At 63.4% G+C, this 12,171-nt stretch carries 16 protein-coding genes and 2 pseudogenes; 7 read left to right on the forward strand and 11 right to left on the reverse strand.

Translation table 11 applies throughout. The annotated features are described in order from the left end of the window. Positions 1-205 (reverse strand): annotated as a pseudogene (locus H8A95_RS37445) (aminotransferase class I/II-fold pyridoxal phosphate-dependent enzyme); the annotation flags it as partial. A gap of 187 nt (positions 206-392) precedes the next feature. Here H8A95_RS37445 and H8A95_RS37450 point away from each other — a divergent pair. Beyond that, on the forward strand, positions 393-866 hold the full coding sequence (locus tag H8A95_RS37450) for an NUDIX domain-containing protein (RefSeq protein ID WP_229187635.1): 474 nt from the start codon (positions 393-395) through the stop codon (positions 864-866). A gap of 146 nt (positions 867-1,012) precedes the next feature. After that, positions 1,013-1,783 carry a GGDEF domain-containing protein gene (locus H8A95_RS37455; RefSeq protein WP_229187636.1) on the forward strand — a complete coding sequence of 257 codons (771 nt, stop codon included), beginning with the start codon at positions 1,013-1,015 and terminating at the stop codon, positions 1,781-1,783. A 17-nt stretch (positions 1,784-1,800) separates the two neighbouring features. Here H8A95_RS37455 and H8A95_RS37460 read toward each other — a convergent pair whose 3' ends face one another. The 8 genes from H8A95_RS37460 to H8A95_RS37495 form a co-directional block, all read right to left on the reverse strand. Continuing rightward, positions 1,801-2,205 carry a GFA family protein gene (locus tag H8A95_RS37460; RefSeq protein ID WP_163159909.1) on the reverse strand — a complete coding sequence of 135 codons (405 nt, stop codon included), beginning with the start codon at positions 2,203-2,205 and terminating at the stop codon, positions 1,801-1,803. A gap of 199 nt (positions 2,206-2,404) precedes the next feature. Continuing rightward, positions 2,405-3,853, reverse strand: coding sequence for an ammonium transporter (locus H8A95_RS37465; protein WP_229187637.1), 1,449 nt, complete (start codon positions 3,851-3,853; stop codon positions 2,405-2,407). Positions 3,854-3,891: 38 nt separating this feature from the next. Next, a complete protein-coding gene (locus H8A95_RS37470) occupies positions 3,892-4,230 on the reverse strand; it encodes a P-II family nitrogen regulator (RefSeq protein ID WP_024583097.1) in 339 nt (112 codons plus the stop codon). A gap of 316 nt (positions 4,231-4,546) precedes the next feature. Continuing rightward, a complete protein-coding gene (locus H8A95_RS37475; protein ID WP_229187638.1) occupies positions 4,547-5,149 on the reverse strand; it encodes an ATP-dependent Clp protease proteolytic subunit in 603 nt (200 codons plus the stop codon). A 55-nt stretch (positions 5,150-5,204) separates the two neighbouring features. Further along, the gene (locus H8A95_RS37480; protein WP_229187639.1) at positions 5,205-5,558 is read right to left on the reverse strand and encodes an SRPBCC family protein; all 354 of its coding nucleotides are present in this window, start codon (positions 5,556-5,558) and stop codon (positions 5,205-5,207) included. Beyond that, on the reverse strand, positions 5,555-5,869 hold the full coding sequence (locus H8A95_RS37485; RefSeq protein WP_163159913.1) for an ArsR/SmtB family transcription factor: 315 nt from the start codon (positions 5,867-5,869) through the stop codon (positions 5,555-5,557). The genes H8A95_RS37480 and H8A95_RS37485 overlap by 4 nt, the downstream gene beginning before the upstream one ends. 212 nt (positions 5,870-6,081) lie before the next feature. After that, entirely contained in the window at positions 6,082-7,401 is a 1,320-nt protein-coding gene (locus tag H8A95_RS37490; RefSeq protein ID WP_229187640.1) for an ammonium transporter, read from the reverse strand. A 92-nt stretch (positions 7,402-7,493) separates the two neighbouring features. Continuing rightward, positions 7,494-7,832 carry a P-II family nitrogen regulator gene (locus H8A95_RS37495; RefSeq protein ID WP_229187641.1) on the reverse strand — a complete coding sequence of 113 codons (339 nt, stop codon included), beginning with the start codon at positions 7,830-7,832 and terminating at the stop codon, positions 7,494-7,496. Positions 7,833-8,109: 277 nt separating this feature from the next. Here H8A95_RS37495 and H8A95_RS37500 point away from each other — a divergent pair, with 277 nt between their 5' ends. After that, the gene (locus H8A95_RS37500) at positions 8,110-8,994 is read left to right on the forward strand and encodes a DUF4339 domain-containing protein (protein WP_229187642.1); all 885 of its coding nucleotides are present in this window, start codon (positions 8,110-8,112) and stop codon (positions 8,992-8,994) included. 52 nt (positions 8,995-9,046) lie between these two features. Here the strand turns inward: H8A95_RS37500 and H8A95_RS37505 are convergent, their stop codons facing one another. After that, positions 9,047-9,202, reverse strand: coding sequence for a hypothetical protein (locus tag H8A95_RS37505; protein ID WP_229187645.1), 156 nt, complete (start codon positions 9,200-9,202; stop codon positions 9,047-9,049). Between H8A95_RS37505 and H8A95_RS44275 the strand changes: the two genes are divergently transcribed. Next, positions 9,187-9,366, forward strand: a complete 180-nt coding sequence (locus H8A95_RS44275) for a DUF4339 domain-containing protein (RefSeq protein ID WP_338028043.1) — start codon at positions 9,187-9,189, stop codon at positions 9,364-9,366. The two genes, H8A95_RS37505 and H8A95_RS44275, sit on opposite strands and share 16 nt — an antisense overlap. 20 nt (positions 9,367-9,386) lie before the next feature. Next, positions 9,387-10,082 carry a hypothetical protein gene (locus H8A95_RS37510; protein WP_338028044.1) on the forward strand — a complete coding sequence of 232 codons (696 nt, stop codon included), beginning with the start codon at positions 9,387-9,389 and terminating at the stop codon, positions 10,080-10,082. A 55-nt stretch (positions 10,083-10,137) separates the two neighbouring features. Here H8A95_RS37510 and H8A95_RS37515 read toward each other — a convergent pair. Next, positions 10,138-10,248, reverse strand: a pseudogene (locus H8A95_RS37515) (acyl-CoA thioesterase II); the annotation flags it as partial. 73 nt (positions 10,249-10,321) lie between these two features. Here H8A95_RS37515 and H8A95_RS37520 point away from each other — a divergent pair. After that, complete coding sequence (locus H8A95_RS37520; protein ID WP_229187643.1) at positions 10,322-11,197, forward strand: helix-turn-helix domain-containing protein; 876 nt, start codon at positions 10,322-10,324, stop codon at positions 11,195-11,197. A 269-nt stretch (positions 11,198-11,466) separates the two neighbouring features. Then, the coding region (locus H8A95_RS37525; RefSeq protein WP_229187644.1) for a hypothetical protein at positions 11,467-12,171 on the forward strand (705 nt) is incomplete at its 3' end.

The following is a 12,171-nucleotide window of genomic DNA, read 5'->3' on the forward strand; positions in this document are numbered from 1 at the left end:
CGGCGGTGTGCCTCGCCAGCACCGGCCCGACGAAATCGGGCACGGGGTGCTGCGGCTCGCCTACCGACAGCGTAATCAAGGGCTTAGCTGGTTGGTACGGCGCCAGCAGTTCGGTGGTCCGCACGAATGGGGAACGCTCGGCCTGGCCGGCGGATGCGACATCGCCGGCGCCCTGCGCCAAGCCGGATGAGGCGGTCATTGCCATGATTGAAATGCCAGCACTTTCACTGCGGTCGGAGGATAGGGGCGCCGACCGTAAACCGATCAAATCACCATAGATAGGGCGAGGTTAAGACGCGATTAACCATCGGTGGCGCGCGCGATTGGCCGGCCCGTGATATCAGCGCTGGCTCCGGGAAAACCGCGAAAATCGCACCAAATTGCTCCGAGACATGCTTCACCGCCGCGCCGTCAGGGCGCTCATCATTACGGCCGAACGCGAAGTGCTGCTGATGCGGATTCGGCCGCCGCATGGCGGCGACTGCTTCTGGATCGCGCCCGGCGGCGGCATCGAGGGCGACGAGACGGCTGAAGCGACCTTGCAGCGGGAACTGGCCGAGGAATTGGGGCTGGTCGATTTCGCGCCCGGCCCCGCCGTCTGGCGGCGGCATCACACCTTCAACTGGGGCGGCCGTCGGATCTCCCAGAAGGAAGAGTACCGCATCGTTCACGCCGATCGATTCGTGCCTGTCATGGCCGATGAGACCGAAGCGAAGATGCTGGATTGCTTCCGCTGGTGGCCGATCGCCGATCTGTCCAGTGCGGAAGAGCGCCTCACGCCGCTGTCGCTCGCCGGTATCCTCGAAAGCTATTTGCGCGATGGCGCGCCGAGCGAGCTGCCGGACGAGGAAGTCCTGATCGACTGACCGCGCTCAGCCGAACATCGTCGCGCATTCGACCGATCCGCTTTACGCATCATTAAGGCCAGCGCGCGCGTCACGAATCCCCTTCAGCAATTCGCAACACAGCACGACCGAATGATGCCGCGAATTGCGAGGGCGTGCAGACGGAAATGGCAGGGATCGAGACACGCGGCGATGTTCTGCGCCGCACCGGCAAGATCATGGCCATTGCCGCCGGCATGACCGCGGTGATGTCCTTCACCATCGGCATGCTGGTGTTCGGCCGCGATTTGGCCGCGCCGATCACGGTCGGACAGATGCAGGCCTTTGGATTGACCGCCGGCGTCTTCATCGGGGTCACGCTCAGCGGCGCCATGTCATATCGCGCCGGCATGCTGATGCTGGCGCTCGCGCAGACCCGCCGCGAGCTGGCGCAGCTCTCGCAGACCGACCAGCTGACCGGCCTGTTGAACCGCCGCGGCTTCGATGCCGAGGCGGCCGCTACACTCGACAGAGCGCAGGTGGATGGCGCGCCGGTGGCGATGTTGATGTGCGACATCGATCACTTCAAGGCGATCAACGATCGCTACGGACATGAGATCGGCGACAAGGTGCTGGTCGAGATCGCAGACGTGCTGCGCCAGTTCGCAACCCGGCATGGCGCATTGGTCGCGCGCTACGGCGGCGAGGAGTTTGCGGCTGTCGTCACGGGCCTGAGCCACGAACAAGCCGCGCACGGCGCCGAGGAAATCCGTCGCGATTGCGCAGGCCGGACGATCCTCGACGGCGTGACCCAGCTGCCGGTGACCATCAGCATCGGCTTCACCGTGAAGGCAACCGGCTTCGATCTCGGCAGCCTGCTGCGAACCGCCGACCAGGCACTCTACGCCGCCAAGCGCCACGGTCGCGACCGCGTCGAGCACGCGCGCGACGCGGCGTGAGTCCTTGCGCCGCCGCGTTACCGCGCCGGCAGCTTCTCGAATGACGGCTTGCCCTCGGGCAGATGGTGGAAGGTCTGCTTGTCGCAGGTGTAGATCGTCATCTGCGGGGTGAACACACTGGGGTCGTCGAACGTGCCGACCTTCAGGATCGTGGCGGGCAGGCCCGGCACCTTGGTCACCAGATGCGTGCCGCATTCCGGGCAGAATTCGCGGGTCACGGCGCGGTCGAGATCCTTGCGGGTGAACTGCTTGGGCTGGCTTGCGGTGTATTTGAAGCCGGTGGTCGGCATCGCCATGAACATGTTCGGTCCGCCGCCCGTGATGTACTGGCATTCGCGGCACAGGCATTGCGCCGCCATCATCGGTTCGCCTTCGGCCTCATAGCGCACGTTGCCGCAATAGCACCTGCCTTGCACCTTCATGACGTCCTCCCGTTTTCGTTGTTTGTAGCCTGTCATTCCACAATGGCAGGCAATTCCGACAATATTTTCTCAAGCCGGAGAAAAAAGAAAGGGGCTCCAACTTGCGCTGGAGCCCCTCAACGGTCCGGACATTGCCGGGTATGTGCCCGAACCGTAGTTCTGGACCCGGCCCCGGAGGGAGCCGGAGTCCCGGGAGAACTCACATGTTGTAGGCGCGCTCCGTGTGCTCGGTGATGTCGAGGCCTTCACGCTCGGTCTCGACGTTGGCGCGCAGGCCGACGATCACGTCGACGATCTTGTAGAGGATCGCCGAACCGACGCCCGACCACACCAGCGTGGTGCAGACGCCCCAGCACTGCGAGATCATCTGCGCCGCGAAGTCGTAATCGGCGACCTTCGGCGGGATCGCGGTGTAGTCGATGATCCCTGCACCGCCGAGTGCCGGGTTGACCAGGATGCCGGTGCCGAGCGCGCCGATGATGCCGCCGACGCAGTGGACGCCGAACACATCGAGCGAGTCGTCATAGCCGAGCGCGTTCTTCACGACCGTGCAGAAGAACAGGCAGACCACGCCGACCACGAGGCCGAGCACGATGGCGCCCATCGGACCGGCATAGCCGGCCGCCGGGGTCACCGCGACGAGGCCCGCGACCGCACCCGAGAGTGCGCCGAGCAGCGAGGGATGGCCCTTGATGATCCATTCCGCGAACATCCAGGCCAGCGCCGCCGCGGCCGTGGCCACGAAGGAGTTGGTCATGGCGAGCGCAGCGCCACCATTGGCTTCGAGGTTGGAACCGGCGTTGAAGCCGAACCAGCCGACCCAGAGCAGCGAGGCGCCGATCATGGTCATGGTCAGCGAGTGCGGAGCCATCAGCTCCTTGCCGTAGCCGGTCCGCTTGCCGATCAGGAGCGCGCCGACCAGGCCGGCGATACCCGCGTTGATGTGCACGACGGTGCCGCCGGCAAAGTCGATCGCACCCTTCTTGAAGATCCAGCCGGCATCGGCGTTGATCTCGTCGAGCTTGGCCTGCGCCGCGGTCTTCGCCGCACCGTCAGCCGCAGCGGCGAGCGCCTTGGCGGCATCCTGGATCGCGTCCGGGCCCGGCCAGTACCAGACCATGTGCGCGATCGGGAAGTAGATCAGGGTCACCCAGAGCGGGATGAACAGCGCGATCGCCGCGAACTTCATGCGCTCGGCGAAGGCACCGACGATGAGGGCCGGCGTGATCGCCGCGAAGGTCATCTGGAAGCACATATAGATGAGCTCCGAGATGTTGGCGTCGACCGAGAAGGTCGCCGCCTTCGAGTCCGGCGTGACGCCCATCAGGAAGGCCTTGGAGAAGCCGCCGATGAAGTCGGAGCCGCCGGTGAAGGCAAGGCTGTAGCCGTAGAGGGCCCAGAGCACGGTGACCAGGCAGACCGTGTAGAACACCTGCGCCAGCACCGAGAGCATGTTCTTGGAGCGGACGAGGCCGCCATAGAACAGCGCGAGGCCGGGGATGGTCATCAAAAGCACCAGCACCGTCGAGGTCAGCATCCAGGCGTTGTCGCCCTTGTTGACGGTTGGCTCAGCGTAGGCGGCGGTCGCGGCGAAGAGGCCGACTGCGAGGGCCGCCAGTCCCGCGCCATAGGGACGCTTGAACGTCATGTTATTCACTCCTGAGGTCTTAAGGTTTGAGCGCGAAATCAGAGGGCAGCGGCATCGGCCTCGCCGGTGCGGATGCGCACGGCGTGCTCGAGGCTGATGACGAAGATCTTGCCGTCGCCGATCTGGCCGGTCTTGGCGGCAGAGGTGATGGCGTCGATGGTCTTGTCGACCTGATCGGAGTTGACTGCGACTTCGATCTTGATCTTGGGCAGGAAGCTCACGGCATATTCGGCGCCGCGATAGATTTCCGTGTGGCCCTTCTGACGGCCGTACCCTTTGACTTCCGTCACCGTGAGACCGTGAACGCCAATGGCGGTCAGGGCGTCACGGACCTCTTCCAGCTTGAATGGCTTAATGATCGCCATAACAATTTTCATGAGTCCTATCCCCGCTTGGGCCCGGTGCGAGCGAGCACCGGGAGTTTCGACTGAGGTTCACCACGCGGAGGACTTCCACTACGCGGGCACAGCCGGGACCCTTAGAATCAAATGCCGTGCCAACCGGCCGGAGTTCGCTAATGGATTATGAATCCGGATATTTTCCCGCATTGCGGGAGCAAGGCGCCCCTGCGCTATTCCGTCGCGCCTAAAATCTAATCAGGGTGGCTTAATTCGTGAGCAGGTCAGGGTCCGGACACAATTCTGCTCAGCAACGGTGCAGTTGCAGGTATTTAAATAGGGTGGCGTCGGACCCTCAGGCGGCGTCGCGTGCCGCAAAGACCTTGTCGATCAATCCCCATTCGACCGCCTGCTGCGCAGACATGAAGTGATCGCGGTCCAGGGTCCGTTCGACGTCCGCCTCGGAGCGCCCGCAATGCTGCGCGTACAGCCGGATGATGCGCCGCTTGGTCTCCTGCATCTCGGTGGCGTGGATCAGGATGTCGGATGCCTGGCCCTGGAAGCCGCCGAGCGGCTGATGCACGTGGAGGCTTGCATTCGGCAGCGCGGCGCGGTGACCGGGTTCGCCGGCCATCAGCAGGAACGAGCCCATGGAGCGCGCGGTGCCCATGCACAGCGTGTGCACCGGCGCCTTGATGAACTGCATGGTGTCGTACATCGCAAGCCCGCTGGTGACCACGCCGCCATAGGAGTTGATGTAGAGGTTGATCGGCTTGTGCGGATTCTCCGCCTCGAGGAACAGGAGCTGGGCGCAGACCAGTCCGGACATCGCGTCATTGACCTCGCCGTTGAGGAAGATGATGCGTTCGCGCAAGAGCCTTGAGTAGATGTCGAAGGAACGTTCGCCGCGGGCCGATTGCTCGACGACCATGGGGACGAGTTGCATCATGTCGCGCATCGGCGACCTCCATCTCTGCAGGTGATGACGTTTCAGTGGGTGGTTGCGTTTGGGATCAGGCCGCGCGCATCAGGCAGCGGCGGTTGCTGTTGGCCGGTTGCGGCTGTTTTTCCCTGATATCGCAGGCTTCCTGGATGATACGAAACGTTGTGCCGCCGGCCTGGTTCGGCTCGATCCGGAAGGTGACGTGGCTTTCGCGAAACGGCGGCTCGGACTCGCGCAGCCGATAGCGCACCTCTTCGCCAGTGATCGTTGATTCAGGCTCGGCGCCGGCGAGATCGGAATCCGGAAGCCAGCGTTCGCGCAGGGCTGGAATGGTCACGGCGCGCCATACCTTCTCCGGCGGCGCGTCGAGCTCATATTCGATCACCAGGGCGGCGTCCGCATCAGGCTCGACTGTGTCGCTCATTGATCCATGTCCTTCAGCAGGTCGGAGAGCGCTTCGATGCGCTTCGGCCAATAGGCGCGGTAGCGGGCGAGCCAGGTCCCGATGCTGGCGATCCCGTCCGGGTCGACCTCATAATTGACGAAGCGGCCCTGCCGCTGCTCGCGCACCAGGCCTGCCGAGCGCAGCACCGCCAGATGCTGCGACATCGCCGGCTGGCTGATCTCCAATCCATCGCGCAGGGCGCTGGCATTGAGGCTGCCGCCGGCGAGCTTCTCGAAGACCTTGCGGCGGGTCGGATCGGCCAGCGCCTTGAAGATATCCGTATCGACCATGCCAATACATAAGCATACACTTATGTGTTGTGCAAGCACCAACTGTCCTGGCGCCGTGCTGCGTGACGTCGCGGTGCGCGGGTCCTTTGCATGGGGTTGTTTTACGAATTCGCCCTCGCGCCGCCCCGTGAGCCACGCCACGCGGCGGGACGCACCGTTCGTCCCGTCTCGCGGTTGCCGGCGTTCTCGTCCCGGCGCTGTGAGCTCCGCTGCTACTGCAACGCCTCGCCATGCTGCGAGATGTCGAGACCTTCCAGCTCCTGCTGCATCGAGACCCGCAAGGGCACGAAGGCAGAGACCAGCTTGAGCAGCACGAAGGTGACGCCGCCGCACCAGACCAGCGTCACCACGACGCCGTAGAGCTGGATCAAGAGCTGCTGCGGATTGCCTTCGAGCAGGCCGGAGGTGCCGCCGATCGCGGCGGTGGCGAACACGCCTGCGAGCAGCGTGCCGGTCAGGCCGCCGATGCCGTGCACGCCGAACACGTCGAGCGAGTCGTCATACTTGAAGCGATGCTTCAGCCAGGTGCAGGCCCAGAAGCAGACCAGGCCGGCAATGATGCCGATGACGATGCCGTGCCACGGCGCGACGAAGCCCGATGCCGGCGTGATGGTGCCGAGCCCTGCGACCGCACCCGAGATCATGCCGAGCACAGACGGCTTGCGGCGCGTCGCCCATTCGATCGCGCCCCAGGTCAGCGCGCCGGCGCAGGCCGCAAGATGGGTGGCGGTGATCGCCATCACCGCGCGCGAATTGGCCGCCAGCGCCGAGCCGCCGTTGAAGCCGAACCAGCCGACCCAGAGCAGGCCGGTGCCGACCACGGCGAGCGACAGATCGAACGGCGAAAGATTGTCATGGCCGTAGCCGTGCCGGTTGCCCATTACCTTGGCCGCGACCAGGCCGCTGATGCCGGCGGAGAGATGGACGACGAGGCCGCCGGCGAAATCCATCACGCCCATCGAGGCGAGGAAGCCGCCGCCCCACACCCAATGCGCCAGCGGCACGTAGGCGAAGATGAACCAGCCGATCGAGAACAGCACATAGGCGGAGAACCGCATGCGGTCGGCGACCGAGCCTGCGACCAGCGCCACCGTGATGATCGCAAACGTCATCTGGTACAGCATGAACAGCGCTTCGGGGATGGTCTTGGCCGCTGGATTGACGCTGTCCATCGTGATCCCGGCCAGGAACCAGCTGTCGAGCGAGCCGAGCCAGGGACCGTTGCCGACGAAGGTCAGCGAATAGCCGAAGATGACCCAGAGGATCGAAATGATCGCAACGGCCGTGAGGCTCTGCGCCATCGTCGCCAGCACGTTTTTCTTGCGCACCATGCCGGAGTAGAACAGCGCGAGCCCCGGGATCGTCATCATCAGCACCAGCGCGGTGGCGACGATCATCCAGGCGGTGTCGGCCGGGTTGATGCCGGGATTGGCCGCAGAATCTTGCGCCAGGGTCGGCGTGCCCCACGCGAGCAGGATTGCAGCAGTGATCGGCGCAGCTGATATCGCTGCACGAAGAGCTCGTGCCCCCATCATCATTCCCCGGCGGTCGTGGTTTCTTGGCGTGGATTTGGAGTGGATTTGACGTGCGCCGGCGTCGTTGCCGGGCGCGACCTCGATAGAACTCAGAGCGCGTCGTTGTCGGTCTCGCCGGTGCGGATGCGCAATGCGTGGTCGATCGGCGTCACGAAGATCTTGCCGTCGCCGATCTGGCCCGTGCGGGCGTGCTCGGTAATGACGCTGACGGCCTTCTCGGCGAGCTCGGAATCGACGGCAATCTCGATCCTGAGCTTGGGCAGGAAGTTCACGACATATTCGGCGCCGCGATAAATCTCGGTATGGCCCTTCTGGCGGCCATAGCCCTTCACCTCGGTCACCGTCATGCCGTGGACGCCGATCGCGGTCAGAGCCTGGCGCACCTCATCGAGCTTGAACGGTTTGATGATCGCAACGACGAGTTTCATGGTTCAAGCCTTCATTCCGTTGAGGTTTTCCGTATGCGCCCATCCCCGGAGCGGCATTTGCCGTCCCCGGCATTTCGCACGCGCCAAATCTGGCAGCTTTCTGGGCAAATGGCACAAAAAACTTGCAGGTTGAAGGGGAAAACGTGCGCAGCGGGTGAACTCCGTCACTGTACGAGACGACAACCCTCCGCCAGAATATGGCTTTCCCGCCCCGGCCAGCGCCCTGCTGGCTCGTTCTCGCCACAGCGCGTGCACCCGCGCCCCGAGGAATCAAGAAATGTCGAACCGAAACTGGTTTTATGCATCCGAAGGCCAGCAAAAGGGCCCCCTGCCTGAAGCCCAGCTCCGCGACCTGATCACCCGAGGCATGGTGGGGGCCGATACCCTGGTGTGGACCGAGGGCATGGCCGGCTGGCAGAAGGCGGGGGAGATTCCCGGCCTTGTTCCGAGCGCGGGCGCGCCGCCGGCGTTCCCACAGGCCGGCGGACCGCCGCCGGTGGCGGCATCCGGAAGCTATAGTGGGGGCGCACTGTCGGCCGACTTCCCGATCTGGGGCCTGTTCGGACGCAGCCTGCTGATGTTCATCGGCGAGATTTTCGTCATCCCCGCGCCGTGGACCGCGACCGCCCTGTATCGCTTTGCGATTCCCTATATCCGCGTGCCGGGCCGGCCGCATCTTGCCTTCACCGGGCAGCCGCTCGACATCTGGTACGTCTTCATCGTGCTCGGTCTCCTGACCTATGCCGGCGCGGCCAACAGCAACATCGTGACCCTGCTCTCGCTGGTGTTGCAGGGCTTCCTGAGCTGGATGATCGTGCGCTGGATCTTCAGCCATCTCAGCTCGAGCGGCCAGGATCTGCCGATCGAGTTCAAGGGCAGCCCGCTCGCCTATATCGGCTGGTACCTGGCGATGGTGATCTCGGCGATCACCATCATCGGCTGGGCCTGGGTGCTGACCGCGTGGATGCGCTGGATCTGCCGCAACGTCGACGGCACGCGCCGCGAAGTCACGTTCAATGCCTCCGGGCTCGAGGTGCTGTGGCGAACCATCGTGTTCTCGATCGGCTGCGCCTTCCTGATCCCGATTCCATGGGTGCTGCGCTGGTACGGCAACTGGATCGTCTCGCAATTCGCGCTGACCGAGCGCGGCGCGGCGGTGTGATCGATCGGAGCGTTTTCGACAAGAGTCGCGTCCGCGAGCGCGCCATTTCTTCCTAGGCCACTGAGGCCACCAGCGTGTCATCGGGCTTGAAGATCAGGCCGCGTGTCAAGGCGCGGCCGGCTTGTACGCTCGGATTTGCGAAATCGCCCGGGTGGTCTTTGCTGACTGCCTTTTTCCTACCGCGGAAATAAAATGTCGAACCGAACATGGTTTTATGCATCCGAAGGCCAGCAGAAAGGTCCCTTTCCCGAAGCCGAGCTTCGCGATCTCATCGCCCGGGGAACGGTGTACGCGGATACGCTGGTCTGGACCGAGGGATTATCCGGCTGGCAGAGAAGGCGGGCGAGATTCCCGGCCTCGTTCCCGGCGTAAGCGCGCCGCCCGCAGCGTTGATGCCGGGTGATCCGCCGCAGGTGACGGTGTCAGGCAGCGACAGCGGCGGACCGCTGTCGATCGATTTCGGAATTTGGGATTTCACCTGGCGCAGCATCGTGCTCGCGATCGGCATGAGCTTCTTGATCCCAATTCCTTGGGCACTGGTTTGGTATCTCAAATGGCTCGTTCCGTGCGTGAAGGTGCCGCAGCGTCCGAATCTCGGCTTCATGGGCTCGGCGATGCCGGTGGCTCTCGGGGTGTTCGGAGTCATTGTGCTCATGATTGTGACGGTCGCGACCGGCTTCGACTGGCTCAACTTCTCGATCTTTCCGGCCATGATCGTGCTGAACTGGCTTTTCCTCAAATGGCTGGTCGCGGGTATCTCGTCCGACGGACAGCCGCTCGGACTTAGATTCTCTGGTTCGTTCTGGGCCAGTCTCGGATGGGTCTTACTTGCGAACATCGCCAGCATCACAATCATAGGCGTGGCGTGGGTTTATGCTGCCTGGACGCGATGGTTCTGCCGAAACATCGCGGGTGCGCGGCGCGAGGTGATCTTCAATGGCACCGGATTGGAATTTCTCTGGCGCGGGGTCGTGTCGGTGATCGCCGCCTCTTTCGTCATCCCGATTCCGTGGGTGTATCGCTGGATGTCGGGTTGGATGGCGTCGCAGACCGTGCTTGTTGAACGAGGCCCGCAGCCGGGCACTTAAGCTCGCTCTGTGAGCAGGACGTTCGCGATAAGCGCGTTGCGCCTGTTCCGACCGATCACGCCTTGCGTTCGCGCACTGAGCCCTCTTGCGCGACGGATGCCACCAGCGTGCCGTCGGGCTTGAAGATCAGGCCGCGGGTCAGGCCACGGCCCGACTGCGCGCTCGGCGGCATACGGCGGTCGCATCATTGTGCTATGATCGGATCGGCCGTTCGGCGGCCTCAGGCCAAAAGATGACCCATGGCCGATATCGATTTCCGAGATCTCCCGCCGTTCCACTCCACGGAGGAAATCCTCGCCCATCCGCGCTTTCCATTCGCGCGCGAGGAATTCGTGGAGGCGATGCTGGCTCTCTACGAGCACAAGCCCTTCCTCAACCGGCTGTTGCTCGAAGCGAGCCGGACCGTCCTTCTTGCCATCATCATGTGTCTTTATGCGCGTTACGACGAGGCTGATCGCGCGACCTGGCCGACGCTGCGGCTGGTCGCGGATTCCATGGCGGCGCATCAACTCGCAAGCCCGAGCCGTGTGCAGGACCTCGTGATGCGGCTCGTTGAGGTCGGCTATCTCGAACAGCGCGCGGCGCCGCACGATCGCCGCGTTCGCATCCTCACGCCAACGGCGAAGATGATCACGCAGGATCAGGATTTTCTGGTCTCGCACCACGTTCCATTGCAGATTCTATTTCCAGACCCCGGCTACGCGCGAATCATGACGCGCGATGGCGCCTTCCAGTTGATGCAGCGTCTGGTATCGCGGGATCTGTTCGCACTCGGCGCGCAGATCCTGGCGAGCAATCCGGTCATGATGCTGTTCCAGGGCCGCGACGCCGGCATCATGATTCTGATCAAGATGATCGAGATGGCCGGAAGGGCAAACGGGGACGGACCGCTCGAAGTGTCCTACTCCGACCTCGGCGACCGCTTCGGCGTATCGCGCACCCATGTCCGCGAGCTGCTCGAGGAAGCAGAGCAGATGGGCCTTGTTCGCCTGGGCAAAGGCCGCGGCCGGTCGGTCGAAATGACGCCGCAACTGCTGCAGGCCTTCGATCGGCTCGTTGCCGACGCGATGAGCGGATTCGATCTCTGCTATCAGCTGGCCCTCAGAGCGGCCTGACGTTCCTGGGCCGCTCGTCCCGCGTCGTCGATCGTCACGTTGCGGCAAGCGAAGGAATTCAAGCGATCTTGTCTCGCTGCCGATCGTTGGCAAAAGTTCCGTTGTTGCTCCGCCGACGACGGGCTTAAAAATACTCTCCGGGAAACGAGTCAAAGACTGACGCTTGCGGCGCGCTTCGAATTCTTTTGCTACTTGTCATTTCAATCACATAATCGCGCTATCTAAAATGGTAGACAAAGCAGCAACTGTTCAAAACAAAAGGACGGCTCATGCGCACCTCCATCCGTTTCCGCGCGGGCGCGCTTCTCGCCTGCGGTCTGTCGCTTCTGTTGCCGCTATCCCCGACGAATGCCCAGTCAGTGAAGGATCTGCCCCCTGACGCCTTGCTTCGTCAGGCCGGCGCCGGTGTCGTCGAGCATCCGGATCACCCGGAAGATGCCTATGTCACCACCTACCAGGCGATGTTGGGCAAGGGTTACAACACGTTCACGTCGACCAAACGCGGCGATTGCGTGAACTTGCCGTTCGTGGCCCCCGGCTCCGAAGGCTACGAGACGCACGCCCACATCACCGTGATCCAATCCTCCGAAGACCTGAAGCGCGAAACGAGCATTGAAGTTTCCGGATCGGGCGGCTTCGGAATGGTCACCGCCGAGGCATCGGCGAGCTTCAGCTCATCGATGCATTTCTCGGCCAACTCCGATTATCTTCTGATTCGGGTGACTGCGGCCGGACCCTCGGTCGGAGGCGGCGCAGCCGGGCTCGGGAGCGACGCCGTCAAGTACAAAGGCAATCGCCAGGCGTTCTTTACTGCGTGCGGCAATCGCTACATCAGCGAGATTCAACTGGGCGGCGAGTTCACGGCCCTGCTCGAATTCTCAAGCTCGAATGAAGCCGACCGCAAGGAAGTCCAGGCGCATCTCAAAGTCGCCTCCGGTCTGAACTCCCTCAGTACGGATTTGAAGACCGCGGTT

This window comes from Bradyrhizobium oropedii (genome assembly GCF_020889685.1).
Classification (GTDB): domain Bacteria; phylum Pseudomonadota; class Alphaproteobacteria; order Rhizobiales; family Xanthobacteraceae; genus Bradyrhizobium; species Bradyrhizobium oropedii.

Excerpts from the sequence above, each read along its gene's own strand:
- H8A95_RS37500 (WP_229187642.1), top strand. The coding sequence starts at position 8,110 with ATGTCGAACCGAAACTGGTTTTATGCATCCGAAGGCCAGCAAAAGGGC.
- H8A95_RS37480 (WP_229187639.1), bottom strand. The coding sequence starts at position 5,558 with ATGAGCGACACAGTCGAGCCTGATGCGGACGCCGCCCTGGTGATCGAA.
- H8A95_RS37455 (WP_229187636.1), top strand. The coding sequence starts at position 1,013 with ATGGCAGGGATCGAGACACGCGGCGATGTTCTGCGCCGCACCGGCAAG.
- H8A95_RS37450 (WP_229187635.1), top strand. The coding sequence starts at position 393 with ATGCTTCACCGCCGCGCCGTCAGGGCGCTCATCATTACGGCCGAACGC.
- H8A95_RS37475 (WP_229187638.1), bottom strand. The coding sequence starts at position 5,149 with ATGCGCGACATGATGCAACTCGTCCCCATGGTCGTCGAGCAATCGGCC.
- H8A95_RS37510 (WP_338028044.1), top strand. The coding sequence starts at position 9,387 with ATGCCGGGTGATCCGCCGCAGGTGACGGTGTCAGGCAGCGACAGCGGC.
- H8A95_RS37485 (WP_163159913.1), bottom strand. The coding sequence starts at position 5,869 with ATGGTCGATACGGATATCTTCAAGGCGCTGGCCGATCCGACCCGCCGC.
- H8A95_RS37520 (WP_229187643.1), top strand. The coding sequence starts at position 10,322 with ATGGCCGATATCGATTTCCGAGATCTCCCGCCGTTCCACTCCACGGAG.
- H8A95_RS44275 (WP_338028043.1), top strand. The coding sequence starts at position 9,187 with ATGTCGAACCGAACATGGTTTTATGCATCCGAAGGCCAGCAGAAAGGT.
- H8A95_RS37465 (WP_229187637.1), bottom strand. The coding sequence starts at position 3,853 with ATGACGTTCAAGCGTCCCTATGGCGCGGGACTGGCGGCCCTCGCAGTC.
- H8A95_RS37490 (WP_229187640.1), bottom strand. The coding sequence starts at position 7,401 with ATGGGGGCACGAGCTCTTCGTGCAGCGATATCAGCTGCGCCGATCACT.
- H8A95_RS37505 (WP_229187645.1), bottom strand. The coding sequence starts at position 9,202 with ATGTTCGGTTCGACATTTTATTTCCGCGGTAGGAAAAAGGCAGTCAGC.
- H8A95_RS37470 (WP_024583097.1), bottom strand. The coding sequence starts at position 4,230 with ATGAAAATTGTTATGGCGATCATTAAGCCATTCAAGCTGGAAGAGGTC.
- H8A95_RS37460 (WP_163159909.1), bottom strand. The coding sequence starts at position 2,205 with ATGAAGGTGCAAGGCAGGTGCTATTGCGGCAACGTGCGCTATGAGGCC.
- H8A95_RS37495 (WP_229187641.1), bottom strand. The coding sequence starts at position 7,832 with ATGAAACTCGTCGTTGCGATCATCAAACCGTTCAAGCTCGATGAGGTG.